Origin of the sequence: Mycetocola tolaasinivorans, from assembly GCF_003667565.1 — a bacterium.
Lineage (GTDB): Bacteria > Actinomycetota > Actinomycetes > Actinomycetales > Microbacteriaceae > Mycetocola > Mycetocola tolaasinivorans.
Genome location: NZ_RCUX01000005.1, coordinates 80473 through 105092, shown reverse-complemented (window position 1 = coordinate 105092; position 24620 = coordinate 80473). Strand labels below are relative to the sequence as shown.

The 24620-nt window shown below is 66.4% G+C and carries 22 protein-coding genes; 11 read left to right on the top strand and 11 right to left on the bottom strand.

Going from position 1 to position 24620, the window contains the following annotated elements; genetic code table 11:
• Window positions 1-124: 124 nt before the first annotated feature.
• Window positions 125-1498: a hypothetical protein gene (locus D9V32_RS07485; protein WP_147440422.1), complete on the bottom strand. Its 1374-nt coding sequence runs from the start codon at window positions 1496-1498 to the stop codon at window positions 125-127.
• Window positions 1499-1684: 186 nt separating this feature from the next.
• Here D9V32_RS07485 and D9V32_RS07480 point away from each other — a divergent pair, with 186 nt between their 5' ends.
• The 3 genes from D9V32_RS07480 to D9V32_RS07470 are packed head-to-tail and all read left to right on the top strand — an operon-like array spanning window position 1685 to window position 4998.
• A complete protein-coding gene (locus D9V32_RS07480) occupies window positions 1685-2623 on the top strand; it encodes an ABC transporter permease (RefSeq protein ID WP_245982166.1) in 939 nt (312 codons plus the stop codon).
• 3 nt (window positions 2624-2626) lie between these two features.
• Complete coding sequence (locus tag D9V32_RS07475) at window positions 2627-3808, top strand: ABC transporter ATP-binding protein (RefSeq protein ID WP_121648276.1); 1182 nt, start codon at window positions 2627-2629, stop codon at window positions 3806-3808.
• Between the two features lie 2 nt (window positions 3809-3810).
• Window positions 3811-4998, top strand: coding sequence for a polysaccharide pyruvyl transferase family protein (locus tag D9V32_RS07470; RefSeq protein ID WP_121648275.1), 1188 nt, complete (start codon window positions 3811-3813; stop codon window positions 4996-4998).
• A gap of 84 nt (window positions 4999-5082) precedes the next feature.
• Here the strand turns inward: D9V32_RS07470 and D9V32_RS07465 are convergent, their stop codons facing one another.
• From D9V32_RS07465 to D9V32_RS07455, 3 genes are read right to left on the bottom strand one after another with little or no spacing between them, the layout of a single operon-like run.
• Window positions 5083-6066, bottom strand: a complete 984-nt coding sequence (locus tag D9V32_RS07465; protein WP_121648274.1) for a glycosyltransferase family 2 protein — start codon at window positions 6064-6066, stop codon at window positions 5083-5085.
• Window positions 6053-6988, bottom strand: a complete 936-nt coding sequence (locus D9V32_RS07460) for an NAD-dependent epimerase/dehydratase family protein (protein WP_121648273.1) — start codon at window positions 6986-6988, stop codon at window positions 6053-6055. Before D9V32_RS07460 ends, D9V32_RS07465 begins: the two co-directional genes overlap by 14 nt.
• Window positions 6981-8225, bottom strand: coding sequence for a rhamnosyltransferase WsaF family glycosyltransferase (locus D9V32_RS07455; RefSeq protein ID WP_121648272.1), 1245 nt, complete (start codon window positions 8223-8225; stop codon window positions 6981-6983). Before D9V32_RS07455 ends, D9V32_RS07460 begins: the two co-directional genes overlap by 8 nt.
• A 193-nt stretch (window positions 8226-8418) precedes the next feature.
• Between D9V32_RS07455 and D9V32_RS07450 the strand changes: the two genes are divergently transcribed.
• Together D9V32_RS07450 and D9V32_RS07445 are read left to right on the top strand one after the other, a co-directional pair.
• Complete coding sequence (locus tag D9V32_RS07450) at window positions 8419-9282, top strand: glycosyltransferase family 2 protein (RefSeq protein ID WP_183086224.1); 864 nt, start codon at window positions 8419-8421, stop codon at window positions 9280-9282.
• Window positions 9283-9402: 120 nt separating this feature from the next.
• Window positions 9403-10596, top strand: a complete 1194-nt coding sequence (locus D9V32_RS07445; protein WP_121648270.1) for an MFS transporter — start codon at window positions 9403-9405, stop codon at window positions 10594-10596.
• On the opposite strand, the gene D9V32_RS16655 is transcribed toward D9V32_RS07445, so the two are convergent.
• From D9V32_RS16655 to D9V32_RS07425, 4 genes are all read right to left on the bottom strand, one after another.
• Window positions 10593-10823: a helix-turn-helix transcriptional regulator gene (locus D9V32_RS16655; RefSeq protein ID WP_425462004.1), complete on the bottom strand. Its 231-nt coding sequence runs from the start codon at window positions 10821-10823 to the stop codon at window positions 10593-10595. The genes D9V32_RS07445 and D9V32_RS16655 overlap by 4 nt on opposite strands.
• Window positions 10824-11644: 821 nt before the next feature.
• Window positions 11645-12514 (bottom strand): glucose-1-phosphate thymidylyltransferase RfbA, encoded by an 870-nt coding sequence (gene rfbA / locus D9V32_RS07435; RefSeq protein ID WP_121648269.1) that lies wholly within the window; start codon window positions 12512-12514, stop codon window positions 11645-11647.
• A 4-nt stretch (window positions 12515-12518) separates the two neighbouring features.
• Window positions 12519-13124, bottom strand: a complete 606-nt coding sequence (locus D9V32_RS07430; protein WP_121648268.1) for a dTDP-4-dehydrorhamnose 3,5-epimerase family protein — start codon at window positions 13122-13124, stop codon at window positions 12519-12521.
• Window positions 13125-13220: 96 nt separating this feature from the next.
• On the bottom strand, window positions 13221-14519 hold the full coding sequence (locus D9V32_RS07425) for an alpha/beta hydrolase (protein ID WP_183086223.1): 1299 nt from the start codon (window positions 14517-14519) through the stop codon (window positions 13221-13223).
• A gap of 136 nt (window positions 14520-14655) precedes the next feature.
• Here D9V32_RS07425 and rfbD point away from each other — a divergent pair, with 136 nt between their 5' ends.
• The gene (gene rfbD, locus D9V32_RS07420; protein ID WP_121648267.1) at window positions 14656-15519 is read left to right on the top strand and encodes a dTDP-4-dehydrorhamnose reductase; all 864 of its coding nucleotides are present in this window, start codon (window positions 14656-14658) and stop codon (window positions 15517-15519) included.
• A 55-nt stretch (window positions 15520-15574) separates the two neighbouring features.
• Window positions 15575-16705, top strand: a complete 1131-nt coding sequence (locus tag D9V32_RS07415) for a glycosyltransferase family 4 protein (protein WP_121648266.1) — start codon at window positions 15575-15577, stop codon at window positions 16703-16705.
• 58 nt (window positions 16706-16763) lie between these two features.
• Here D9V32_RS07415 and D9V32_RS07410 read toward each other — a convergent pair whose 3' ends face one another.
• The 3 genes from D9V32_RS07410 to D9V32_RS07400 are packed head-to-tail and all read right to left on the bottom strand — an operon-like array spanning window position 16764 to window position 19863.
• Window positions 16764-18119 carry an LCP family protein gene (locus D9V32_RS07410; RefSeq protein ID WP_121648265.1) on the bottom strand — a complete coding sequence of 452 codons (1356 nt, stop codon included), beginning with the start codon at window positions 18117-18119 and terminating at the stop codon, window positions 16764-16766.
• Window positions 18116-18625, bottom strand: a complete 510-nt coding sequence (gene purE / locus D9V32_RS07405; RefSeq protein ID WP_121648264.1) for a 5-(carboxyamino)imidazole ribonucleotide mutase — start codon at window positions 18623-18625, stop codon at window positions 18116-18118. Before purE ends, D9V32_RS07410 begins: the two co-directional genes overlap by 4 nt.
• A gap of 17 nt (window positions 18626-18642) precedes the next feature.
• Entirely contained in the window at window positions 18643-19863 is a 1221-nt protein-coding gene (locus D9V32_RS07400; RefSeq protein ID WP_121648263.1) for a 5-(carboxyamino)imidazole ribonucleotide synthase, read from the bottom strand.
• A gap of 69 nt (window positions 19864-19932) precedes the next feature.
• On the opposite strand from D9V32_RS07400, the gene D9V32_RS07395 reads away from it, so the two are divergent.
• The 4 genes from D9V32_RS07395 to D9V32_RS07380 all read left to right on the top strand — a co-directional run bounded on the left by D9V32_RS07395 (window position 19933) and on the right by D9V32_RS07380 (window position 24607).
• Window positions 19933-20511: a GtrA family protein gene (locus D9V32_RS07395; protein WP_220700671.1), complete on the top strand. Its 579-nt coding sequence runs from the start codon at window positions 19933-19935 to the stop codon at window positions 20509-20511.
• Between the two features lie 242 nt (window positions 20512-20753).
• Window positions 20754-21551: a DeoR/GlpR family DNA-binding transcription regulator gene (locus tag D9V32_RS07390; protein ID WP_245982163.1), complete on the top strand. Its 798-nt coding sequence runs from the start codon at window positions 20754-20756 to the stop codon at window positions 21549-21551.
• Complete coding sequence (gene pfkB, locus D9V32_RS07385; protein WP_121648261.1) at window positions 21548-22495, top strand: 1-phosphofructokinase; 948 nt, start codon at window positions 21548-21550, stop codon at window positions 22493-22495. Before D9V32_RS07390 ends, pfkB begins: the two co-directional genes overlap by 4 nt.
• Before the next feature lie 45 nt (window positions 22496-22540).
• Window positions 22541-24607 carry a PTS fructose transporter subunit IIABC gene (locus D9V32_RS07380; RefSeq protein WP_121648260.1) on the top strand — a complete coding sequence of 689 codons (2067 nt, stop codon included), beginning with the start codon at window positions 22541-22543 and terminating at the stop codon, window positions 24605-24607.
• Window positions 24608-24620: the final 13 nt, after the last annotated feature.

Here is a 24620-nt window from a genome sequence, read left to right as displayed (position 1 = left end):
TCCCCGCGTTGTGGCTCGAATGAGTCACAACCGTCCCTGGTTACTCTGTCAGCTTAATGGACGGGTGCCTCCGAGTCGAATACCCGTGTCGCGGAAGATCGTGGATCACTATTGCGACCGCGGGCTATCCCACGCCCAGCTGGACCCCGGTAAACACGAAGAACAGACCCGCGATCGTGGCCAGCGGACCACCCACGATCAGGGCGATCCTGCCGATACGCGTGCGCGCAAAAAAGCCGACGGTGACGATCAGGGCGAGCGGAAACAGGGACAGCGCATACCGGCTGGGCAGCGGGAAGTAGCCCTGCCCCGTAGCCCAGAGTGCCGCCACCAGGAGTGGCCCGCCCAGCAGGCTCACCACGATGGTCCCGAGGCCCAGAGCGAAACCGATTCGCGTCGGTGTCGGTACCCCGTCCGATTCCGGGTGCCCGCCCGGCGCGAGTTCCGGGTGACGACGGCCATCGCGAATCAGCACGCCCAGCAGCCCCGCGATGATCACCCACCCGAGCAGGGTTGCCACCGCGTATCCGGGTGCATTGAAGAGGAGGGGGTCGCGTCCGCTTGAGGTATAGGAGCCGAAAAAGCGCAGGACTTCGCGAACCAGGGCGTCGGGGGTGAAGGGCTGGGTAATGCCCTGCGCGCCGGACAGCGGCTCCGTGGCGCGCGGCCGCAGCACGCTCCACAGCCCCTGGCCCACAACGGGGAGGACGAGCATCGTCGCCACGATCGGCACCGCCCGTTTCAGCGTCGGGCCGCCCTCCCGGCGAAGGGCCAACACGATAATGGCCAGCGCACACGCCGCCACCGCCATCAGATTCTGAAGTTTGGCAAGTGTGACGACTGTCGCGATGGCCGGAAGCAGCCATCCGGCCCGGCCGGTCTGTAGCCACCTCACGGTGGCATAGGCCATCGCCGCCCCGGCCAGGGGCGCGGTGGCATCGGTCGTCACAAAGGTGGTGGCCCACCACAGCGGCAGGGATCCCACCAGCAGCAGCGGAGCGCACACGCTGAGCAGACGCGACGCTCCCATTCGGCGAAGGGTCGCCGCCAGCAGGATGGCCGCGGCCCCCAGCCAGAGGCTCCCCACCAGGCGCCCCGCGGCCACCAGGTCCAGCCCGCCGATCATCATGATCGGCTGAGCCAGAACCCGGGTTACCGCAAAGTAGATCGGCGTATAGAGGTCCGCGGTGTTCGCCCCGCCGAACGGGTAGTCCGTGTCGGATCCGGCCAGACCCGTGCCGCAAAACTCGGGGCGTGGTTCCAGCGCAAACTGCACGCCGTGGCAGTCAAGATACTCGCGGGCAAACGCCCCCGTGGCCTCCCCCGCGGCAACCGCGGGCTGGGAGGACACCTTTGCCAGATAGTCGATATAGACGTACTCGTCAATCGGCGAGAGGGCCTGATGCTTGGCGGCGTTGACCCCGACAAACGCGACGCTCGCGGCCAGCAAAAGAAACGCCGCGAGTACTCGGATGCCCCATCGCCGTGCGTCACTCATGGCCACTCCTCGGTTGCGGGCTCGCACCCGGGAAATCCCGGCGCCCAGACGGCACACATCGACCTCTATTATCCGTAGATTAGTATGCTTGTACACGCTGGCCAAAATATGCCCGCACCCACGTGCACCCGCTTTGTCCGCCGCTCCGGCGGGCGGGTGCGCAGAGTCCTGGAGGAACCCCTGTCCGTGAACAACACCCCGGCCGAATCGGCGGAGAGCCGCATCGCCCGGCTGTCGACCGAACCCTTTGTCTCGGTCGGGCACAACCCCGGCTTCTTCTCGGGCACCCGCGCGTCGATCGTCGACATCTGGAAGCACCGCGAGCTCCTCGGCCTACTGGTGCGCCGCGAGCTGCGCGCAAAGTATAAGGACAGCCGCCTCGGCATCGTCTGGAGCCTCGCGCGCCCGCTCGCGCAGCTCCTGATCTACTACTTCGCCATTGGTCAGGTACTCGGCGCCGCCCGAAACACCCCGGATTTTGCGATCTTCGTGTTCATCGGCCTCACCATGTGGGCGCTGTTCACCGACATCCTCAATACCGGCGTGGGCTCGATCGTGTCGAACTCCGGTCTGGTGAAGAAGGTGTACCTGCCGCGCGAGATCTTCCCGCTGGCCGGGGTGGGTTCGGCCCTGTTCAACTTTGGCGTGCAGCTGGTCATCCTGGTCATTGCCTTCGTCGCGCTCAAGGCCCCGCCGCTGCCGGACTACCTCTTGCTTGCCCCGCTCGCGCTGATCACCCTGGTGGTGTTCGCCACGGCGATCGGCCTGGCCCTTGCCGCGCTGAATGTCTACCTGCGTGATATTCAGCACTTTGTCGAGCTCGCGATCACCATCCTGTTCTGGGCCTCGCCGATCGTGTATCCGCTCCGCTTTGTGCACCAGCACCTGCACGGTAACTGGCTCGAGCAGATCTACCTGAACAACCCGATCACGCTGTGTATCGTCTCGATGCAGCGTGCCCTGTGGAGCGCCGGATCGACCGCAACCCACGAGGACCTGGTTCAGTACTGGCCGCCGAACCTCGAGATTCGCCTGCTGATCACCCTCGGTATTTCCCTCGTGCTGCTGTGGCTCGCCCAGCGCCTCTTCGCCCGCCTTCAGGGCAGCTTTGCACAGGAGCTCTAAACCATGACCACAACCGACATCATCCGCATCCACGACGTCTCCAAGCGCTTCGTGCTGCACCAGGACAAGTCCGTCAAGGAGCGCATCCTCAACGTGCGGAAGTCCCGTGAGCACCGCAACGACTTCTGGGCGCTCTCGAACATCGACCTCACCATCCAGGCCGGCACAACCGTGGGCCTCGTGGGCCACAACGGCTCGGGCAAGTCGACCCTGCTCAAGGTCATCGGCGGCATCCTGCAGCCCACCACCGGCCGGGTTGAGCGCCGCGGGCGCCTCGCCGCGCTCCTCGAGCTCGGCGCGGGTTTCCACCCGGACCTCACCGGCCGCGAAAACGTCTACCTGAACGCCGCAATCCTCGGGCTCAGCCGAGAGGAAACCGACGCGATCTTTGACGACGTGGTCGAGTTCTCCGGCATCGAGTCGTTCATCGAAACCCAGGTGAAGTTCTACAGCTCGGGCATGTACGTGCGCCTGGCCTTCGCCGTGGCCATCCACGTGGAACCCGACCTCCTGCTCGTGGACGAGGTGCTCGCGGTGGGTGACGAGCCCTTCCAGCGCAAGTGCATGGACAAGATCGCCGAGTTCCAGAGCCAGGGCCGCACCATCGTGCTGGTCAGCCACTCCGCAGCCCAGGTTGGTTCGCTGTGCGACCGCGTCATCGTGCTCGATGGCGGCAAGGTCATGCACGATGGCGACCCGGCCAAGGGCCTCGCGATCCTGCGTGCCGGCTACGAGGCCGACCGCGTCGCGCACGAGGCCGAGAACAAGGAGAAGGCCGGGGCTCCCGCGGTCGACAGCTACCGCATTGCCAGCGCCGTCGCGACCCCCGATGCCGGTCAGCCCGATAACATCCGGGTGCGCCTCGACGTCGAGATCCTGCAGCCGCGCGAAAGCTGGGGCATCGGGCTCTCGATCGAGAACTCCCTCGGCACCCACATGTACGGTATGACCACGTTCGATCGCCCCGAACTGGTGCTGCCCAACACCCGCGGGCTGCACAGCCTCGAGATCGTGCTGCCCCAGGTTCGGGTGGGCGCGGGCACCTATCTGATCAACATCGGGCTCGGCAATCAGGCGGGCCAGACGTTCCACCGTGTCGCCGGTGCCGCCTCGTTTGCCGTCGAGGAGAACGACTTTGGATACGGCCTGATCCGAATCAACCCCGAAATAACGGTAACCTCCTAAACATGAACGACAAGATCGACGCCGGACTGCTCTACGACTCGGTGAGTCGCAACACCGGCGACATCGCCATGGGTATCGCCGCGGAGCAGCTGTTGACTGCCCGCGGTGTGGGCAACGTTATCGTGGACCCGTTTGGCCCCCTCGCGAACTCCGACTCCCCCATGATCATCGGTGGCGGGGAGCTGATCCGCACCGCCGGGGACGACTTCTACGACCGGTTCCGCCCCCGCGGCGCACACATCCTGAACGCGGCCGGCATCTGGGATCGCGCCGACGACCTCGACTACCTGCGCGACTACGCGTACGTGTCCGCGCGTTCCAGCCGTGAGGCCGAGACGCTCGCGCCGCACGCGGATAACGTCGAGGTGCTTCCGTGCTCCACGACGATCATGCGCTCCGAGCACTACGAGATCCCGGGGCTCGAGGCGGGGGAACCCGTGGTGGGTATTCACCTCGTGCCGCACTCGCTGCGCCTCGTGGATGATCTGCTGACCCTGATCAACGCGATCCCCTATCGCAAGGTCTTCATCCCCTTCACGCACTACAACGGCGACGAGTCGTTCATGCGCTCGCTGTTCGATATGACCGACGCGATCATGCTGCCTAAGCTTGAGCCGCTGCAGCTGCACTCGGTACTCGGACAGATGCGCTTCACCGTGGTCTCCTCCCTGCACGCCTCGATCTTCTCCTACGGCCAAAACGTGCCGTTTGTGTCGATCCACCAGCGCAAGGCCGAGTACTACTTCCGTGACCGCGGCCTTGAGGGCCAGCTCGTGCGCGATAACGCCGAGTTTACCTCCGCCCTCGAACGCGCGGGCTCGGGCGAGATGGATTTCACCGCACGGATCGATGCGGATGCTACCCTCATCAACGACGCCTACGACCGCTATGTGGGTCTCCTCGGCGGCGGGTTCCCCGCCCAGGTGGAGCCTACGGAGCAGGAGCAGGCACGGCGGAACGCCCTCTATCTCGAGCAGGCCGAACGCGTCATCGCGGATCACGACCTCGCGCTCGGTTCGGTGGAGGCCCGGCGGCTCGCCACGCTCGGCGAAATGCGTGACATCTACGCGAGCCACCTGCAGCTTGAGGCAGTCATCGCCGAACAGCAGGCACGCATTGAGCGGCTCGAGTCGGTACTGCCGATTCGCGCCGCGCGTAAGCTCGGTCTGCTGCGCGGCTCCGGCGTCTAGCCCGGGGCGGCCCCTTTCGCGCCACAGGCGCGCGCAGAGGGCCCCGGAGTACCAGGTTGGTATTCCGGGGCCCTCTGCGTGCCGCTAGCGCTTGCGCGAGTGCTCGAGCGATCCGCTACGCAGCGCGGCCTCATCGCCGAGATCAACGAGGGTCGAGCGGCGGTAGCTCTTCCACTTCGCGACCTGGTAGCGCGGGTTGTTCGCGAGCCAGAACAGGCGGCGCTTCCACGAGAACTCCCGATCCCGGAGGATGCGCAGGGTGTCGCCCAGGATGCCGCGTACGGTGAGCTTCGCCTGAGCCTTCTTGGTCAGGACGGGGATGTCGTGACCGATCCGGCGCAGCCCCACGGTCTCGTCAAAGATGCGCTTGCGATACTCGCTCAGCGTCAGATCGTTGGAGTGCTCCACGGCTCCGCGCGGCGCGTAGGCCTTCACGTAGCCCGCCTCCACCAGGTCCCGGCCGAAGAGCTGGTCCTCGGCGTAGGGCACGTCCTGATACGGAATCACGTCGGTGAGGAACGCCCGACGAGCGGCGGAGTTGACGTCCGAATAGAACGCGATTGCCCCCAGCACACCCTCCGACTGCACAAACTTGTCCTTATAGAAGACGCCGGTGCCAAAGTCGGGGCCGAACCCGGCAAACATGCCCTGGATCTCGTACTTGAGCAGCGGGAAGCACCCGGGCCGCGGTACCTGCTTGCCCATCACGGCCACGATGCGCTCGGACAGCGCGAACGGCGCAAGCAGCTCGGCCGCCCACGACGGGGTCTGCGGAATCGCGTCGTGCGTCAGGTAGGCGATGAACTCACCGTGTGCGAGCTGTGCCGCGAGGTTGCGGGTGCGTCCATGGCCAAACTCGTGGTTCGGAATCTGGTGCAGCACAACCTCGGGGAAGCGCCCGATGATCTCAAGCGTCGAGTCGGTCGAGCCGGAGTCGATGACCAAAACCTCGATCTCGCCGTCGAGCTCCTGATTTCGCACCTGCGTCAGAATGCGCTCCAGGTAGTCCTCTCCGTTGTAGGTGAGGATCGCCACCGTCAACAGCGGGGCGGTCTTATCGGAGGCCATGTGTTTGTTCCTTAATCTCGGCCCAGGTCGCGGCAACCCCGACGTCGAGGCTGGTGAGCGCGGGCTCACCAAACTCGGCGCGCAAACGCGAGGTGTCGAGCACCACGCTGTCGACGAAGGTTGCGGGCTTGGGTCGTTCCTCAATGGAGAAGTCTTCACCGGTGACCCGGGCCAGGGCGGCCAGGATCTCGGACACACTATATCCCTGTCCACTGCCCAGGTTATAGAGGGAGTGTTCGGTTTCGCGGCCGATAAACGCCACGATCATTGCGACCAGGTCGCTCACGTAGACGTAGTCGCGCACCATCGAACCGTCACCCAGCTGCACAACCGACTCCCCACGCGCGATGTTGCGCAGCGCGATCGGGATCAGGCCCTGTCGGCGGTTCGGGTGCTGGCGGGTGCCATAGGGGTTCGAGATACGCAGGGCGGTGGAGTCCAGGCCGTGGCGCGTCTGGAAGTAGTTGAGGTAGTTCTCGATCGCGAGCTTGCCGATGCCGTAGGGCGAGATCGGCAGTGCGCGATCGGATTCCCCGTACAGGGCCTTCCCCTGGGCACCATAGATGGCGCCGCCGGTGGAGGCGAAGTAGAAGTGGCCGACGCCCGCGCTCACGCAGGATTCGAGCAGCTCGACGGTCTGCGCAATGTTCGTGCGAATATCAAGGGTGGGGTCGGATTCGGCGGTGGCCGGTGTGGTGGTCGAGAGGAAGTGGAACACCAGGTCCTGCCCTGCCGCGGCCTCCTCGAGGTCCGATCGGCTGAGGAACTCCCCACGGAACACCCGCACGCCCGGCTGGGTGAACGTGGGTGCCTGCGAGCTAAAGCGGTCAAACGCGGTGACGTCGTGACCGGCCAGCGCGAGGGCATCCACCAGGTGCGAACCGATAAAACCGTTCGCACCCACCACGAGTGCCCTAGCCACGCATCGCCTTTTCGAGGGCGGTGTTGAACTGCACGCCGGAGTCCTCCCAGTTCACATCCGCCACCGAGGCGGAGATGATCTTTGCATACTCGGGCGCGTCGGGACGGTTGACGGCATCGCTCAGGCGACGTGCCAGCGCACCGGGTACCGGCTCGCAGTAGTCGAGGTAGGGGTTGTCCGAGACCATGCGGTTGTTCGGGCCGTCGTTCACCACGGGAACCACTCCCGAGCTCAGGAGCTCGAGCGGCAGCAGGGACATGTTCGTGAGCGAGAGCACCAGACCCGCGGCACAGCGGTTGTACACGGTGTTGAGCTCGGAGAGCTTGAGGCTCGAGAGGTTCTTGTGCGGGAACGGAATGTCCCAGTTTGAGACGTCCCAGCCGGCGAGGTTGATGGTGACATCCGGGTTGAGCTTGTGGAAGTCGGCCAGGGCCATGATGCCCAGCTCGAAGGCACGGCGCGCGGTGACCGGGCGGGCGTAGAAGAAGACCTCGTTACGACGCTCGGTGTTGGTGAGCGAGTAGTTGTCCTTGTTGACGGCGAAGTCGAAGGAGTCGCAGGTCATGCCAAACTCGGTGCTCAGCTTGTGCGAGAGCCAGCCACCGGCGGTAATTCCGTGGAAACCGAAGCGGTAGGTGTTTTCGGCAAGGATCGCCTGCGAACCCAGCTCATAGAAGCTCGGCTCGAAGTCCTGCACGAAGTAGAACCGACGCGCGTGCGTCTTATCCAGGTAGGCCGGGTAGGCGGTCTCCCAGCCGGTCGCAAAGAGGGCCTGGGTGTCGGCGTCTACGCCCACCTTGCGGTCGTACAGCTTGATGTCGGCCTTGACGTTCGGGTAGGCGTCGCTCTGGTTCAGCATCGCCTTGGTGTCGCGCAGGTTCGGGCCGAAATCCGAGGTGGTGTAGAGGTACACCGTGCACTTGTGGCCCGCCTTCTCGGCGAAGTCGATGAAGCGGAAGAGGTTCTGGTGTCCGCCAGATTCGCGCCCGGGAGGCGACATGATCCAGGCGATGTTGATCGGGCCGTCTGCCACCACGATCGGGTTTTCGAGCTGAGGCGCGGGCAGCGTCCAGTCGAGTTCCGCGGCGTCACCGAGATCAACCAGCATCTGGCTGGCGGGGCTCTGCGGGATCAGCACCGTCGAGGCCTTGGCGAACACGCGCCCGAGGTAGGTCTTGAATCCCTCGTCGGCAATGAGTCTGGCCGAGCGCCCTACGGCGTTGAAGATTTTTGCCACGGTTTAGGAAATTCCCCTCGTCAATCGTGCACAACCCACGGGTTCCCCGCGGGTTGACAAGCGGCCTGAAGGCCAGCGAACAGTCAGTCTATCAAGCTGGAGCATGTGAGCTGCCCGAGAATTACCGGCATTTCGGCCCTCTTCGCGCGCACCCGCGCGGCGGGGGCGTCCCGGGATGGCTACACTGGGAACAATGTCCTCCCAAAATCCGGAACGAGCCGCCGTAGTTACGGTGACTTACAACTCGTGCGCCCAGGTGTCCGATTTCCTGGATTCGGTGGCCGCGGCGGCAATTCCCGCCGCCACGGTCACGGTGGTCGAGAACAACTCCCCCGAGGCCGAGCCCACCGGTCAGATCGTGTCCGACTTCGGAGCGAACTTCCTGTGGCTGCCCGAAAACGTGGGCTACGGTGCCGCGATGAATCGCGGTGTCGACACCCTCGCCCCCGAGAGTGAGCACGTGCTCCTCTCCAACCCCGACGTGCAGCTCCACCCGGGCACCCTGCCCGCACTCGTGCGCTGGCTGGATGAACACCCCGAGTGCGCCGCGGTGGGTCCCAAGCTCCTCAATGAGGACGGCACGGTCTATCCGTCCGCACGCGCGGTCCCCTCGCTCGGAAACGGCATTGGCCACGCGCTGTTTGCCCGTTTTTGGCCGAACAATCCGTGGTCCAGGCACTATCGGGCCGATGACAGCTACGGTGATCAGCCGCGGCCCGCGGGCTGGCTCTCCGGTGCCTGCCTCCTCGTGCGGCGCGATATGTTTGCGCAGCTCGGCGGGTTCGACGAGGGCTTCTTCATGTACTTCGAGGATGTTGATCTGGGGTACCGGATCGGCAAGGCCGGCTGGACAAACACCTATCTTCCCGAGGTGAGCGCCGTGCACACCGGCGGGGCATCCACCCGTTCCGAGTCTGACCGCATGCTGCGGGTGCACCACCAGAGCGCCTCCCGCTTTATGTCGAAGCGGTATCCCGCCTGGTACTACGCCCCGCTGCGCCTCGGGCTGCGCGTGGGCCTCTGGGCTCGCTTCCACCTGCTGCGTCCCTCCCGCTAGCCTCCGCCCACGGTACACCGGTCACGGTGCGAGCGCCCGGCCCGTGCGTGACGGACGCTGTGCGCGGTTCGGTGGACGCAGGGTCCCGTGGGGCAGGGCCGGGCGGAACAGAATTGGATAATGACACAAAACGCTGTAACCGAGGCCGCCGCGCCCCTCCGCTCCCCGCGGGCCGGGTGGGTCGCTGTGCTCGCCCTCGCGGCCACCAGTTTTACCCTGGTTCTCGCCGAGTTTCTTCCGCCCAGCCTGCTGACCCCGATGGCCGAGGCGCTCAACATCACCGAGGGTCAGGCCGGGCAGACCGTCACGGCCACCGCCTTCATGGGGTTCCTTGCCGCACCGCTGATCGGCATGATCTTCCCCCGCCTGGATCGCCGCACGCTGCTGAGCGCCCTCGCCCTCGCCGCGGCGCTGTCAAACATCATGGTCGCGCTCACGCCGAACTTTGTGCTGCTGCTGATCGCCCGGCTGATCCTCGGCGTCGCGATCAGCGGGTTCTGGGCGATGTCCCTCGCCATCGTCGCGCAGCTCGTTCCGCGCGAGCGCCTGGGGCGCGGCTTCATGCTGGTCAACGGTGGAACCACGCTGGCCACCGTCGCCGGTGTGCCCATCGGCGCCTACCTGGGCTCGGTGTTTGACTGGCGCGAGGTCTTCGTGGGCGTCGCCGTGATCTCGCTGATCGTGGCCGCGCTGCTGCGCATCCTGCTGCCGCAGGTTCCCCCGGCGAAGAGCAGCGGATTCGGCGAGATCGCCGCGACCCTGCGCATTCCCGGCGTCTCGGTTGGACTCGTCGGTCACGTGCTCACGGTGCTCGGCCACTTCGCCGCATTCACCTACATTCGCCTCGGCCTCGAGCGCATTCCGGACGTTACCGCGGGCCAGATTTCGCTCCTGCTCGCGGTGTTCGGCATCGGCGGACTGATTGGAAACTTCGTGGTGGGCCTCGTGGTCGACCGACTGCTCGACCTGATGCGCCTCGTCGTTCCGCTGATGATCTCCGTCGGCATCGCCATCACCGTGCTCTTCCCGGGTGCGTTCTGGGCGGTAGCGGCCGGTACCCTCATCTGGGGCATCGGCTTCGGTTCCTGGATCCTGCTAGTCAACACCTGGGTCGGCCGTCTGGTCGGCGAGCGGATGGAGGCCGCGGGCGGGCTCGTGGTCGCCGGTTTCCAGCTGGCCATCACCCTCGGCGCGGGTATCGGCGGCATCGTGGCCGACTCGCTGGGGGTCGTGGTGACGCTCAGCTCGGCGGCAATCGCCTCGCTGGTGGGCGGTATTGTCTTCCGCCTCGCGGGTGGCAGGCGCCGCCCCTAGGCGGCGGGCAGCGCCTCGGCAGCGGGCACGCTCTGTGCCCGCTGCCGCGTGCGCCAGGCTGCGGGACTGACCCCGGTGTGACGCTGGAAGGCGCGGCGGAAGCCCGCCTCGGACTCATATCCGAGCTGCAGGGCGGCATCGGCGATGGTTACGTGTTCGCGCAGGAGCACCTGCTTTCCCGACTCCATCCGGACATCGGTCAGGTAGGAGGCCGGCGTTTGGCCCACCAGGGTCGCAAAGCGCTCGGCAAAGCTCGACCGCGACATCGTCGCCACCTGGGCCAACTCGCTCACGCTCCAGGCACGGCCGGGGCTCTCGTGCATCGCGTCGAGCGCCCGGGAGATGAAGGGATCCGACACCCGGTGCAACCAGCGATCGGGGGCGCAGCCGAGTTCGGCCCACAGCCGGATCGCCGAGGAAAGCACGGTTGCGGCGATCAGGCCGCACACCACCATATCGCCGGCCCGACGGTGGCCGCTCGCTCGCGATCCGCCCTTCAGGAGTCCCTCAACCAGTGCGACCATGGTGGGTTCGAGCACCGAGAACTCGCGAATCATCAGCGTGTGCGGAAACGTGCCGAGGGTCTGAGCGGAGGGATCCGAGGGGAGAAACCAGCCGTAGATGAGCGTGGCATCCTCGTGGGCTCGGAGGTCGAAGCAGTGCCCGTGGGGAAACACGAGAAAGCTGCCGGCCGGGGCCTCGAGCGACTCGGTGCCACTGCGAATCGTGGCGGAACCGGAGGACAGCAGGAGGAAGCCCGCGGCGTTATGCGTGCGCTGTAGGCTCTGCCCCGCGGCCACGAGATCTCGCTGGGCCTCACGCAGCGGCCAGTCGATCGAGGCGAGTGCACGATCGAGCGCGCCCATCTGTCGGGGCTCCTGATTGATGAGGGTAAACACGTCAGGTGCAACCATGGTGGCCCCCGGATCTATTCCGCGGTAACGAGCGATGCGTGTGTCGCTCGGTCTCGGCACGGTCGCTGAGAAACGCGTGTGGGGCGGGACCCGAAATCGGATCCCGCCCCACACGATGGTTGCCGTGGCTGAGCCTAGCCCTCGCTGTCGGCGAGGTGTGCCAGGTACTTGCCGTAACCGCTCTTGATCAGCGGCTGGGCGAGCGCGGTGAGCTGGGCGGTGTCGATCCAGCCCGCACGCCACGAGATCTCCTCGATGCAGCCAACCTTGAAGCCCTGACGGTCCTCGATCACGCGCACGTACTCGGAGGCCTGCATCATCGACTCGAACGTGCCGGTGTCGAGCCAGGCGGTACCACGGTCGAGCACCTGCACGTGCAGGTTGCCCTGCTCGAGGTAGCGCTCGTTGACGGTGGAGATCTCCAGCTCGCCGCGGGCACTCGGCTCGATCGACTTGGCGATCTCGATGACCGAGTTGTCGTAGAAGTAGAGGCCGGGAACGGCGTACTTGCTCTTGGGCTTCTCGGGCTTTTCCTCGATCGAAATCGCGGTGAAGTTCTCGTCAAACTCGACCACGCCGTAGCTGCGCGGGTCGGCAACCGGGTAGGCGAAGATGACGGCACCGTCGATCTCGCTGTGGTTGCGCAGCGCCGAGCCGAGGCCGGTGCCGTGGAAGATGTTGTCACCGAGTACGAGCGCAACGGAGTCATCACCGATGAACTCCTCGCCGATGATGAACGCCTGAGCCAGGCCGTCCGGCGAGGGCTGCACGGCATACTCGAGGCGGATACCGAGATCGGAGCCGTCACCCAGCAGGGCCCGGAACTGCTCGTTGTACTCGGGGGTGGTGATGATCAGGATCTCGTTGATCCCAGCCATCATCAGGGTCGAGAGGGGGTAGTACACCATCGGCTTGTCGTAGATCGGCATGAGCTGCTTCGAGATGCCCTTGGTGATCGGCCACAGCCGCGTGCCGGAACCACCGGCGAGGATAATGCCCTTCATAAAACTAGTTGCCCTTCAGCGAGTCGTAGTAGGCACGCGCAGCGTCCCAGGTGGGCAGCAGGCCGGTGGCCGCCGCTTCGGAGAGGCTCGGGGCCTCGGTGTCCTTCGGGGAGAGCAGGAGCTCTCCGGCCTCGGCCGGGAACTCGAGACCGATCTCCGGGTCGAGCGGGTTGATGCCGTGCTCGCGCTCGGGGCGGAAGACATCGTTGACGAGGTAGGTCACGGTGGCGTCATCGGTGAGAGCCACGAAGCAGTGGCCGAGGCCCTCGGAGATGAAGATGGCCTTGCGCTCGACATCGTCAAGACGCACGGCGTCCCACTGACCGAACGTCGGCGAACCAACCCGGATGTCGATCACGAAGTCGAGTACCGCGCCGCGCTGGCACATGACGTACTTAGCCTGGCTCGGCGGAACATCGGCGAAGTGGATGCCGCGCACGGTGCCGCGCTTGGATACCGAGGTGTTGACCTGGGCGAGGTTCACGGCACGGCCGGTGGCGTCGGTCAGGCGGTCAAATCGGTACGCCTCGAGAAAGACGCCACGGTCGTCGCCGAACTGCTTCGGCGTGATCTCATAGCTGTCACGGATTTTTAGTTCACGGATGTTCACTCGGTCAGTCTACCAATCTTCCCTCGCGGAGCAGGGTAAGGGGACGCATACGGCCCATCGGGTGCCACACTGCCACCCCGTGGCGGCTCAGGGGCACTAGGATTTCGCCTCCAGCCCCAGGACGGGGAAGAGCACCCCCGCGGCCATGCGCATACCGCCCACCAGCGCGTCGGCACCGTGCCCGGCACCGGGCACGGAGAAGAGCGTCGTGGCCATTCCCGCGGCGCGGGCACCGGCCGCGACCCGGGCGGCGGCGGCCGAGTAGTCGGGGTCCTTCGAACCACCGGTAAAGATAGCCGTGGTTCCGGGATACTGCCGATCCTTCATGATCCTGAGCGGCTTGATCGCATCATAGGCGGCCATGTTGCCATCGAACATGCTCTTCAACGAGGCGCTTGCCTCCGAGGCACCAGGGTAGTCCTCACCGGAAATATCGACCACGTTCTTGAAGATGTCTGGGTGAACGGCACCGTAGTAGATGGCGCATCCACCGCCGTTGGAGTAGCCGGCGATGGTCCACTCCGCGGGGTTGTGGCTGATGTTGAGGTTTGCCTTTGCCCAGTTCGGCACGTCCTGCGTGATGTAGGTCTCGACGTTTCCAAACTTCTTCGAGTTGATGCAGAGGGTATCGGTGTTGGGGTTGCCGAGCTGATCGGCCACGATCACGATGGGGGCGAGGCCGTTGTGGGCGACGGCGGTGGCATCCAGGGCCTGCTGCATAAACGCGGGGTTCGGATCGCCGGGCTGCCCCATCATCATGATCATCAGCGGCAGGGCGGGTGGATTCTTGACCAGCGCGGCCGGGGGCAAATAGATGCCCGCGGTGCGCGCCTTGAATCCCGAGAGTAGGCCGGGAATCACCTGGGTACCGGTGCGTCCGAGCGCGGGCATATCCGCCGGCGGCTTCCACGACTGATAGAGCGGGCCGGTGGGAGCATCGGAGGGGGTCGCGGTGGGCTTGGCCACGCTGATCGGTTTTGACTCGACAATGTGCAGGAACGCCCCGACCGTCGGGTTGATCCCAAAGGCCGCGTTAATACCGACCGTGGCGGCCAGGGCAAACGAGACGATACCGAGCACCGCGAGGACCTTTCGCCACCAGCGGCTCCGGAACAGGTTGACCACGGCCAACCCGACACCCACAAACGTCGCCACCACCCAGGCGTGAGAATCCGCGCCCAGCGGGGCATCAATGAGCTTGAGGCCGCGTTCCACCACGAGCAGCGTCGCGATGGCGAGGGCCGCGCTGATCGCGATCGTCAGGAGCGCGGTGCGCAACCACCAGCGCGACCACGGCCGAATCAACAGGTACAGCAGGAACGCCGCAGCGATCACATAGATGGTGATGACCACCGGGCCGCTGACGATGTTCACATCCAGCAGGTTGAGTTTCACGGGGACTGCTTTCTGCAGGATGGGGCGGGGGAATCACCCCTAACGGGCGCGGGAGTTCACGGTATTCCCGGATCCTGACCGATAGCTGTGCTCTTGTTGTGCGCGTAGAATCAGGGAAACGACAGAAAAGGGAAACATGCGCTATCTGATCACCGGTGCCGCCGGAATGCTGGGACGTGACCTGAGCATCGTCCTCGCCCACCACGACGTCACCGCTCTCGGGCGCGAGGATCTCGATATCACCGATCAGGACGCCGTTCACGCCGCCGTGGCCGGCCACGACGTGGTCATCAACTGTGCCGCGTACACCGCCGTGGACGCCGCCGAAACCGATGAGGACGCCGCCTATGCCGTGAATGCGCTGGGACCGCGTAATCTCGCGATCGCCGCGGCCGCGCACGGGGCCAAACTGATCCACATCTCGACCGACTACGTGTTCGCTGGAAACGCGACCGAGCCCTATGCCGAGGACACCGCCCGCGCACCGCTGAACGCCTATGGCCGTACCAAGGCCGCGGGCGAGGAGTTCGTGCTCGGTGAGCACCCCCGCGGCGGCTTCATCGTGCGCACCGCCTGGATCTACGGCGAGTACGGCAACAACTTCGCGGCCACCATGCTGCGCCTCTCCGGCAGCCACCCCACGGTGAGCGTCGTCACCGATCAGATCGGTCAGCCCACCTGGACCCGTGACCTCGCCGCGCAGCTCGTGCTCCTGGCCGAGTCCGACGCCCCCGCCGGCGTGTACCACGGCACCAACGCCGGCAGCGGCAGCTGGTTTGACTTCACCCGGGCGATCTTCACCGAGGCGGGCCTCGACCCGGAGCGCGTTCTGCCCACGGACAGCGCCAGCTTCGTCCGCCCCGCCCCGCGCCCCGCATTCTCGGTGCTCGGCCACGCGGGCTGGGCCGCCGCCGGCCTGCCCGCCATGCGCGACTGGCGCGAGGCCCTGCATGAGGCCATTCAGACCGGGGCCATCACCGCCCCCGAACCCACGCAGTAGCCAAGGTGGGCCGCTCCGAGGCGGCCCACCACACACCCCGCAGAAGGGACCCCTGATGGCAGCGATTCTTCGCGTTGTACTCGATGCCGCGCTGAGCCCCGGTGCCACCGGAACCGGCCACTACACCGAGGAACTCACCCGCGCGCTCATCCGCACGGCACCGCGCGGATGCACGGTACACGGCATCGTGTCGGCGCAGAGCCCGGAGCGGGTCGAACGACTCGCCGCCCGGCTGCCCGGGATCGCCGAGATTCACCGCTCGACGCTCGCCCGGCGCGAGCTCACCACCGCCTGGCAGCTCGGTATCGCCAGCGGTATCGGTGAGGGCATGCTGCACTCCCCCAGCCTGTTGGCTCCGCTGCGCCGGCACTCGCGGGAGTCCTCGCAGATCGTGGTGACGCTGCGCAACACCCTGGCCTGGACCGACCCCAAAAGCCTCACCCCCACCTCGGTCGCCTGGCAGAAGCAAATGCTGAAGCGCGCACGGCGGCACGCCGATGCGATCGTGGTGCCGACCCATGCGGTCGCGACCCAGCTGGCCGAGATCGCCGACTTCGGTGACCGCATCCGGGTGATCCCCGAGGCCCCGGCATCCACCCTGCTTCTGCCCGCGGACGCGGCCTGGCGCGCGAGTAACCTCGATCTACCCGAGCGCTATCTGCTGACCCTCGGGAGCCTGGATCCCCGGCGCGGACTGGATGCCCTCCTGCACGCCCTCGCCCAGCCCGGCGTCCCCGACCTTCCGCTGCTCGTGATCGGCCCGGATCAGTGGGGCTCCTCCTCACTGACCGCCGCCGCCGATGAGGCGGGCCTCGAGGAGGGCCGCGTGCGTGCCCTCGGCGATCTCGGCGGCCCGGACCTCGCGACGGTCTACGAGCGCGCCGAGCTCTTTATCTACCCCAGCGTGCGCGAGAGCACCGGAATGCCGATCCTCGAGGCGTTCAGCCACGGCACCCCCGTGCTGCACACCGATGATCCCGCGCTGCTGGAGGTCTCCGGCGGTGCCGGCGAGGTCGTCGAAGCCCGCGGTGCCGGATTCCCCGAACGGCTGGCCGCCGCAATCACCGAGCTGGTAGAAGACGCCGAGCGCCGGTCAAAACTCGGCATCGCGGGTGCCGACCGGGCGCAGGTGTTCGACTGGCGCGACTCGGCCGAGCGCGTCTGGGCGCTGCACGCCGAGCTCTAGTCGGAGAATCTTTCGATACGAAAACGGCCCCGTCGACGACGGGGCCGTTTTTGTTCGCCTACTTGGCGGGTGTGGATTTCGGATACAGGAGATCACGGATCTTGCCGTGAATCTGATCGATATCCGGGTGATCCTGGTTGATACCGTTGGCCGGGGTGAGCTCGAGCTTTTGCACCGGGAGCGCCCGCGTCTTCGTCGCGAGGTTGACGAAGTATCCGATGAGGTCGCGCGGAATATCGGTCTTGACCACCTGGGTGCCGGCATCGGCGATGCCCTGGAACTTCGAGAAGACGTTGGCCGGTGTGAACTGCTTCAGCACGGCCTCCTGCAGCTGACGCTGCCGCTCCATCCGGTCGAAGTCGCTCGTGCCGTGACGGGAGCGCGCGAACCACTGAGCGTGATAGCCGTCCATGTGCTGGGTCCCCGGTTCGATCCACTCGATCACGCCGTTGAGGTTTTCGTCGCCGCCGATCGGCAGACGCTTATCCACGGTGACCTCCACGCCGCCCAGGGCGTCGATCAGATCGGCGAAGCCCTGCATATCCACCAGCACGTAGTACGGAATGCGCAGGCCGGTCAGGGCCTCGGCGGCGTCCTTGGTGGCCTCGATGCCCGGGGAGGAACCCTCGGCCTTCGCATTCGGGTAGAAGTCGGGGTGGCGCACCTCGGCCTCGGTGTAGATCGAGTTGAGCTTGCACGCGCTCACATCACACTTGTTATAGCCGTTCGGGTAGCGCTTGTGCATCGGCGAGGTGTCGTTGAAGGGCACGTTGAGCATGTCACGCGGCAGGCCGATCATGGTCGCCTGGCCGCTGTCGGCGTTGATCGAGACGACCGAGAGGCTGTCCGGGCGCATGCCCGAGCGGTCCGGCCCCGCATCGCCGCCGAGCAGGAGAATGTTGTAGTAGCCGTCGGTGGGGTCCTCGGGCGGGGCACTCGCCCCGAACAGCTTGCCCAGGGTGTCTCCCGCCACGTTTGCGTAGTAGGCCCCGGCCCCCGCAATACCGGTGGACGCCACGAGGAAGGCGAGGCCCAGCCCGAGGATCGCGACCCGGCCCAGCGGTGTGGCCCGAATGATGCGGGTCAGGCGCAGGGTATCCACGGCCAGCACAAACCACAGCACCGCGTAGGCGATCAGGACGATCTGCGCGAGCACCAGGAACCACGAGTTTGTTGCAAACGCGAACAGCTGCTCGGGGCGCACCAGCGCGAGCACACCGGCCGCGATGGCCAGCAGCCACAGCGTAAACGTGCTGATCAGACCCAGCCGGCCGAGGCGGCGGTTACCCGCCAGGACCTGGGCGGAACCGGGCAGCAAAAAGTTCAGCAGCACCAGCCACCACCCGCGACGGGTCATCACCGCCGGGGAGGCGGTGTTCGGGTGGCGGATGGGCCGCTCAGCTTGGTCGATCATAGGCGTGCTTTGAGCGCCGCGTTCTTTTCCTCGACCAGCTCGGCAAGCTCGCGCTGGTAGGTGGCCAGGGTGTCGGCGAGCGCCGCATCAGAGGTAGCCAGGATGCGGGCGGCGAGAATCGCGGCGTTCTTAGCCCCGCCGATCGAGACCGTTGCGACCGGGATACCGCCAGGCATCTGCACGATCGACAGCAGGGAGTCCATGCCATCCAGCGTGGCGAGCGGCACGGGCACGCCCACCACGGGAAGGGTGGTGACCGAGGCCAGCATTCCCGGGAGGTGCGCCGCACCACCGGCACCGGCGATGATCACGCTCAGCCCACGCTCACGCGCCTGCTCACCGTAGGTGACGAGCTTGTGCGGGGTGCGGTGGGCGCTGACTACCTCGACCTCGTGGTCGATCCCAAACTCGGAGAGCTGGGCGGAGGCGGCGGCCATGACGCTCCAGTCGGAGTCGCTTCCCATGACGATGCCGACCCGGGGATGTTCGCTGGCGTGATGTGACATGGGTCCATGCTAACGGCTCAACCCTGGAAGAGTGATTCGATCTCCCGTGCTCGGGTGCGCACCTCACCGAGGTCGGTTCCGGTCACGTTGACGTGGCCGACCTTGCGACCCGGCCGCGGCTCCTTGTTGTAGTTGTGGATCTTGGCCTCGGGGAACTGGGCCATCACCAGGGGGTAGCGATCCGCCAGGGTACCCTCGACGGGACCGCCGAGGATGTTGGCCATCACGGTGATCGGGGCGCGCGGCGCGGGGTCGCCCAGGGGGAGGTCCGCGATCGCGCGCAGGTGCTGCTCGAACTGGCTGGTGAAGGAGCCGTCCTGGGTCCAGTGACCGGAGTTGTGCGGTCGCATCGCCATCTCGTTGACGAGCACGCGGCCGTCCCGGGTTTCAAACAGTTCCACGGCAAACACACCGGTGATTCCCAGACCATCGGCCAGGGCCCGGGCGATCCGCTCGGCCTCCGCTGCCACCGCGGTGTCGCTCGTGGGCGCGGGTGCCAGCACCTCGGCGCAGACGCCGTCACGCTGGATGGTCTCAACGACCGGCCAGTAGGCGCTCTGCCCACCGGGACGACGCGCACCGAGCAGTGCGAGCTCCCGGGTGAAGTCGACGAGCTCCTCAACCAGGAGGCTGCCGGTGTCTCCGGATTCGGCAACCGCGGTAAACCAGTCGGTGGCCTCGGCGGCCGAGCGCACCACGCGCACGCCCTTACCGTCGTATCCGCCACGCGGGGTCTTCAGAACGCCGGCACCGCCGTGAGCGTCGAGGAAGGTCTGCAGTTCGGCGGCCGAGCGCACCTCGGCCCAGTCCGGGGTGGGCAGGCCCAGTTCGGAGAGCTTCGCACGCATCAGCAGCTTGTCCTGCGCGTAGAGCAGCGCGTCCGGGCCCGGGTGTACCCGTACCCCGGTGGCCACGAGGGCGGCCAGCACCGACTGCGGCACGTGCTCGTGGTCGAAGGTGATCACATCGACCTCGGCGGCAAAGGCGAGGACGGTCGCGGCGTCGCGATAGTCACCCACCGATGTCGCGGCGATCTCGGCCGGTGAACCCGGTGCTTCGGCGAGCACCCGCACGTCCAGGGCGAGGTTGATCGCGGCGGGGATCATCATCCGCGCCAGCTGACCGCCACCGATAACTCCGATTTTCAGCACGTGGGTCTCCGTCTCCGAGGCGTGTTCTTCAGCACTCTCAAAGCTAATGTTATAGAACACCGGGTAGACTATCCGTCCGGTGCACATCTTTCCGCATGTGAATACCGTTAGTAGCCGAGAACACCCGCCGGGGAGTTTTCCGCCCGAGGGGGGTTAATGAACCTGAGCAGAGTGAAGTCCGCTTCCTGGTATCCGCTGTTTATGCAGCTCTTCAAGTTCGCCGTGGTCGGCGGTGCCGGTTTTGTCGTCACCGCGGTTTCGTTCAACCTGCTGCGCATGGGCCCACTGAATCCCGAGCACGTGAAGAACGGCGTGGTCATCGCCACCGTCATCGCCACGACCCTCGCGATCATCACCAACTGGCTCGGAAACCGCTTCTGGACCTTTGCGACCCACCGCACCAACAGCACCGTGCGTGAGGGCATCGAGTTCTTCGCCGTGAGCTTTGCCGGCATGGGAATCAGCACCCTCTGTGTCTGGGTCTCCCACGATGTTTTGGGGTTCACCTCGGCCGCCGCCGACAACATCGCGCTGAACGGCGTGGGCCTGATCCTCGGCTCGATCTTCCGCTTCGTGCTCTATCGCTACTGGGTCTTCTCGCCCAACCGCGGAAACGAGAACGAGGAAATCGCGGACCTCGAGGCCAGCGCCGCCGAGTTTACCGAGCCCGAGGTTGAGATTTCGAAGGCCCCCGAGGCCGCGGCCTCGACCACCACTTCGGACGAAATCCGCTAGTTTTCGCCGGTCTCCCCGGCCACCGCAGACGCCCTCTCCCGCCACTGATCCGCCCAGGATCTCGGCCGGGGAGGGTGTTTTGCTGCGCCCGCACCCCGCGCACATCCGGGATTTTTCGAGCACCGCGACCCCCGCCCACGGGGCAAAATCCACATAAACACAGAAATATGGGCGGGCATTTTGCGCCAAACCCGGCGTCAATGTGTTGTTTAGCATTTGTTTTCTTCTGTTTCTGTGGGACTATGGGTCAAATTGATCGACCAACGACGGGAGACACCGTGTACGCCGCGGAACGACAGCAGCTCATCCTCACCCTGGCGCGTGCCCAGGGGCGAGTCGAGGGCAGCGCACTGGCCGACCAGCTTGAGGTGACCGCCGAGACCATTCGACGCGACCTCACCGCCCTCGAGCGGCGCGGCCTGGTCAAGCGTGCACACGGCGGTGCCATCCCCACCGACGCGCTGAACTCCGAGATCAACGTCACCGAGCGCATCGGGCGCCACCTCGCCGATAAGCGCAGTATCGCCCAGCTCGCCCTCGAACAGCTGCCTCAAACCGGCACCATCCTGCTCGATGCCGGCACCACCACGCTCGCGATCGCGCAGGCACTGCCCGCGGATGCCGAACTCACGGTCGTCGCCAACAGCCCGATGATCTGCGCCGCCCTGTCGACCAAGCCCGGTATTACGCTGCTGCAACTCGGCGGCCAGGTACGCTCCATGACCGGCGCCGCCGTCGGCCGCTGGACCACCGACGCCCTCGCCGAACTCACCGTGGACGTGGGATTCATCGGCACCAACGGTTTCGACCTTGCCCGGGGGCTCACGACCCCCGATCAGATCGAGGCCGCCACCAAGCGCGCGATGGTCATCGCGAGCCGCACCACCGTCCTCGTGGCGGATTCCAGCAAGGCCGCGAGCGTGCACCTGCACCGCTTTGCAACCCTTGAGGAGATGGATGTGATCATCACCGACGGGGATGTGGACGAGGATCTCGCCGAGGCGATCCGCGCGGCCGGACCGAAGGTAATTCACTCATGATCGTCACGCTCACCCCCAACCCCAGCATCGACCGCGCCGTCACGGTGGAAGCCCTGTATCGCGGCCAGGTGCTCCGCGCATCCTCCTCCCGCATCGATCCCGGCGGCAAGGGTGTCAACGTCGGCCGCGCACTCGCGAGCATGGGCGGGGATCCCCTCGTCGTGGTCCCCTCCGGCGGACCCGAGGGTACGCTGTTCGAGGCGCTGCTGCGCGAGACCGCGGTGCAGACCCGGATCGTACCCATCGCCGGCAGCGTGCGCATGAACATCAGCGTGCTCGAGCCCGACGGGACCACCACCAAGCTCAACGAGGCCGGCCCGCAGCTCGGCACCGCCGATACCCACGCGCTCTTCGCGGCAACGCTCGCACCGGTCAGCGCGGGCACCTGGATAGCGGGCTGCGGCAGCCTGCCACCCGGTGCCCCGACCGACCTCTACGCGCAGCTCGTGACCGAGGCGAAGCGCCTGGGTGCCCACGTGGCGATCGACTCCTCCGGCCCGGCATTTGCCGCCGCCGTGGCGGCGATCCCCACCCTGATCAAGCCCAACCGTGAGGAGCTCGAGGAGCTGAGCGGCCGGTCGCTGACCACCCTGGGCGAGGTCATCGACACCGCTCAGGAGCTGGTCGACGCCGGAATCCGCTACGTCGCGGTGAGCCTCGGCCGCGACGGCGCCGTGCTGGTCAGCGCCGAGAGCGTCGTGCACGCACGCTCGGTCGTGACCGATCCGGTCTCGACGGTGGGTGCCGGCGACTGCATGCTCGCAGGGCTCCTGCACGGGCTCAGCCAGCAGGTAAACCCCGCCAACGCCCTCATTCGCGGCGTGAGCTGGGGGGCCGCCGCCGTGCGGCTACCCGGCACCGAGGTACCCTCCCCCACCGATCTTGACCACATCCGGACCGATGTGATCCATACCCCGCAGCGTGACCTTCCGGTCACCGACTGACCCCCACGCACGTCACACCACGTAGGAACCCCGAAAGGACTCGAAATGCCACTCATCAACGTTGAACAGGTGGTGCTCGATCTCACCGGCACCGATCGGCACGAGGCCACGCGCACGCTGGCTCAGCGCCTCGTGGCCAGCGGTCGCTGTACCGACATCGATCTCTTCATTGCCGATGTTCAGGAGCGCGAGAGCAAGATGGCCACCGGCCTGCCCGGGGGTATCGGAATCCCCCACGCACGCAGTGCGGCCATCACCGAACCCTCGCTGGTGTTCGGCCGGATCGCCGACGGTATCGACTGGGGTGCGAAGGATGGCCCGGCGCGCCTGGTCTTCCTGATCGCCGCCCCCGCCGACGGCGGAGACGCCCACATGCAGGTGCTCCCCCAGCTCGCGCGTGCCCTCATGCACGATGACTTCCGGCAGGCACTGCTGAACGCCGCGAGCGAGGAGGAGGTCGTGGCGATCGTTGAGGAGCACGTGCAGCTGAAGGCCGCGGCACCGGCCGCCCCGGCTGCATCCGTCGCTCCGGCCAGCGCCCCCGCTGCTCCCGCCGAGGAGGCACCCGCACCCGCCCCGGCACGGGTGCTGCGCTTCGTCGCGGTCACCTCCTGCCCCACCGGCATCGCCCACACCTATATGGCCGCCGAGGCGCTGGAGAACGCCGCCCGCGAGGCCGGTCACCAGATCCTGGTGGAGACTCAGGGGTCGGCCGGGTCCACCCCGCTCAAGCCTGCGGATATCGCGGCCGCAGACGCCGTCATCTTTGCCCACGACGTCGAGGTCAAGGATCGCGCACGCTTCGCCGGGAAGCCCACGATCGATGTGGGCGTGAAGAAGGCGATCTCCGCCGGGCCCCAGCTCCTGATCGACGCCGAACGCCTCGCCGATGCCTGGGCCGCCGATCCGGCCCGGGCCACGTCCGCGGCGAGCGCCACCCCGGTGCCGAGCGAGTCTTCGGAGCGGAAGGGATTTGGAACCCGCCTGCAGCAGTGGCTGATGACCGGTGTCTCCTACATGATTCCGTTCGTGGCCGCCGGCGGCATCCTGATCGCGCTCTCGTTCATGCTCGCGCAGATCGCGCTGGGCCAGAGCGGGGCGATCGAGATCGTCAAGTACGGTATTCACACCGAGGACGCCGCGTTCGATATCACCCAGAGCTTCAACATCGCGAGCCTCACCTCGTGGGCTGGGCTGCTGTTTGTGATCGGTTCGGCCTCGTTCGGATTCCTGGTGCCGATTCTCTCCGGCTACATCGCGTTCGGTATCGCCGACCGTCCGGGCCTGGTGCCCGGTATCGTCGGCGGTGCGCTGGCGGCCTCGATGAATGCCGGCTTCCTGGGCGGTATCGTGACCGGTCTACTGGCCGGTGCTGTGGCGCACTGGATTTCGAGCTGGAAGGTCCACAAGGGCGTTCGCGGTGTGATGCCGGTCGTGGTCATCCCGCTGCTGTCCACCCTCATTACCGCGGGTCTGTTCATCGCGGTCCTCGGCCGCCCCATCGTCTGGCTGATGACCTCGATGAACGACGGACTGAACGGCCTGACCGGCGCCGGCGTGCTGGTGCTCGGCCTGATCCTCGGCGCAATGATGGGCTTTGACCTCGGTGGCCCGGTCAACAAGGTGGCCTACGGGTTCGCTACCGCCGGCCTCGCCGCCGCCGGTGCCTCCCTGGATGCCCCGCAGCTCAAGATTATGGCCGCGGTCATGGCCGCCGGTATGGTCGCTCCGCTCGCGATGGCCCTGGCCACGGCGCTGCGTCCGAAGCTGTTCTCCGCCCCTGAGCGCGAGAACGGTAAGGCCGCCTGGCTGCTGGGTGCCTCGTTCATCTCCGAGGGTGCGATCCCCTTTGCCGCGGCCGACCCCATCCGCGTGATGGTGTCCTCGACGATCGGCTCCGCGATCACCGGCGGCCTGGTGATGCTCTTCGGCGCGACCCTGCGTGCCCCGCACGGCGGCATCTGGGTGCTGCCGCTGATCGGCCAGCCGCTGCTGTTTGTGCTGGCGCTGGCCATCGGTGTCGCGATCACCGCGCTGCTGGTGATCACGCTCAAGACGATCGCCGCCCGGAACAAGCTGGCCCAGCAGGCGACCGCACAGGTCACCGTCTAACCCCTACCCCTGT

What these genes read in the sequence shown, in the direction of transcription:
- D9V32_RS07485 (WP_147440422.1), bottom strand. Translation starts at nt 1,498, where the DNA reads ATGAGTGACGCACGGCGATGGGGCATCCGAGTACTCGCGGCGTTTCTT.
- D9V32_RS07475 (WP_121648276.1), top strand. Translation starts at nt 2,627, where the DNA reads ATGACCACAACCGACATCATCCGCATCCACGACGTCTCCAAGCGCTTC.
- D9V32_RS07470 (WP_121648275.1), top strand. Translation starts at nt 3,811, where the DNA reads ATGAACGACAAGATCGACGCCGGACTGCTCTACGACTCGGTGAGTCGC.
- D9V32_RS07465 (WP_121648274.1), bottom strand. Translation starts at nt 6,066, where the DNA reads ATGGCCTCCGATAAGACCGCCCCGCTGTTGACGGTGGCGATCCTCACC.
- D9V32_RS07450 (WP_183086224.1), top strand. Translation starts at nt 8,419, where the DNA reads ATGTCCTCCCAAAATCCGGAACGAGCCGCCGTAGTTACGGTGACTTAC.
- D9V32_RS07445 (WP_121648270.1), top strand. Translation starts at nt 9,403, where the DNA reads ATGACACAAAACGCTGTAACCGAGGCCGCCGCGCCCCTCCGCTCCCCG.
- rfbA (WP_121648269.1), bottom strand. Translation starts at nt 12,514, where the DNA reads ATGAAGGGCATTATCCTCGCCGGTGGTTCCGGCACGCGGCTGTGGCCG.
- rfbD (WP_121648267.1), top strand. Translation starts at nt 14,656, where the DNA reads ATGCGCTATCTGATCACCGGTGCCGCCGGAATGCTGGGACGTGACCTG.
- D9V32_RS07415 (WP_121648266.1), top strand. Translation starts at nt 15,575, where the DNA reads ATGGCAGCGATTCTTCGCGTTGTACTCGATGCCGCGCTGAGCCCCGGT.
- D9V32_RS07410 (WP_121648265.1), bottom strand. Translation starts at nt 18,119, where the DNA reads ATGATCGACCAAGCTGAGCGGCCCATCCGCCACCCGAACACCGCCTCC.
- purE (WP_121648264.1), bottom strand. Translation starts at nt 18,625, where the DNA reads ATGTCACATCACGCCAGCGAACATCCCCGGGTCGGCATCGTCATGGGA.
- D9V32_RS07400 (WP_121648263.1), bottom strand. Translation starts at nt 19,863, where the DNA reads ATGTGCACCGGACGGATAGTCTACCCGGTGTTCTATAACATTAGCTTT.
- D9V32_RS07395 (WP_220700671.1), top strand. Translation starts at nt 19,933, where the DNA reads ATGAACCTGAGCAGAGTGAAGTCCGCTTCCTGGTATCCGCTGTTTATG.
- D9V32_RS07390 (WP_245982163.1), top strand. Translation starts at nt 20,754, where the DNA reads ATGGGTCAAATTGATCGACCAACGACGGGAGACACCGTGTACGCCGCG.
- pfkB (WP_121648261.1), top strand. Translation starts at nt 21,548, where the DNA reads ATGATCGTCACGCTCACCCCCAACCCCAGCATCGACCGCGCCGTCACG.
- D9V32_RS07380 (WP_121648260.1), top strand. Translation starts at nt 22,541, where the DNA reads ATGCCACTCATCAACGTTGAACAGGTGGTGCTCGATCTCACCGGCACC.